Genomic DNA, 936 nt, shown 5'->3' with positions numbered 1-936 from the left:
TACAAGATCCAAATGGTTATCTATTTAGGTTTTGTGAAGATACTTTGCCAAGCTAAACCCCGTATAACAAAGCAATCAACACGATTTACTACATTCGGCATTCTAGGTATGTCTTTAGTTTCAGTGATTAAGGCGGTAAAATTCAGCTAAATCTATGTCGTAGTAAACGTGTTATTGCGGCGTTATATTTTTTATTGAAACTTGCGTCATAATGCGCAACGCGCTACACTCTTCGTATGATTAAAACATTTAAGCACAAAGGTCTTAAAAAGTTTTTTGAGACTGGCAGTAAAGCGGGCATTCAAGCGAAACATGATCGCAAATTGAGAATGCAATTAGCCGCGATAGATACTGCAACCATTATTGATGATGTTGATTTGCCGGGTTTCAAACTTCATCCTTTGAAAGGGGATAGAGATGGAATTTGGTCAATTACAGTAAATGGTAACTGGCGTGTTACTTTCGAATTTTTCGATGGTAATGCTTATATTTTAAATTACGAGGATTACCATTAATGGCTATGTACAATCCCCCACATCCAGGTGAGTTTATCCATGACGTTTATATGGAACCATTTGGCTATAGTTGTCGCTTTGTTGCTAAACAACTTGATGTTGCAGCTTCAACTCTAAATCGAGTGATAAAGGGTAAGAGTTCAATTTCACCTGAAATGGCATTGCGTCTTTCAAAATCACTAGGTCGTACGCCTGAAAGTTGGCTAACAATGCAAGACAATTACGATCTATGGCAAGCAAAACAAAACGTGAATTTAACTAAGGTGCACACGATCAATTTTGCTATGGCGTAGTAAAATATAACAATCGCATCAACACGATTTACTACACTCGGCATCTCAGATTGTCGGGTGTTTCTCGTTTTAAGGCGTCAATATTAAGTATAATTGAATAGTAGTAAACGTGTTATGCAGGCGTTATA

At 37.3% G+C, this 936-nt stretch carries 2 protein-coding genes; both read left to right on the top strand.

All coding sequences use genetic code 11. From position 1 onward, the window contains the following. The first annotated feature begins 236 nt into the window (after window positions 1-236). The gene (locus tag BTO23_RS15160; RefSeq protein WP_061006045.1) at window positions 237-515 is read left to right on the top strand and encodes a type II toxin-antitoxin system RelE/ParE family toxin; all 279 of its coding nucleotides are present in this window, start codon (window positions 237-239) and stop codon (window positions 513-515) included. Beyond that, window positions 515-808 (top strand): HigA family addiction module antitoxin, encoded by a 294-nt coding sequence (locus BTO23_RS15155; protein WP_017023495.1) that lies wholly within the window; start codon window positions 515-517, stop codon window positions 806-808. The genes BTO23_RS15160 and BTO23_RS15155 overlap by 1 nt, the downstream gene beginning before the upstream one ends. Window positions 809-936 lie beyond the last annotated feature (128 nt).

Source organism: Aliivibrio sifiae (assembly GCF_002954715.1).
Classification (GTDB): Bacteria; Pseudomonadota; Gammaproteobacteria; order Enterobacterales; family Vibrionaceae; genus Aliivibrio; species Aliivibrio sifiae.
This window is presented reverse-complemented; position numbering and strand designations above follow the sequence as displayed.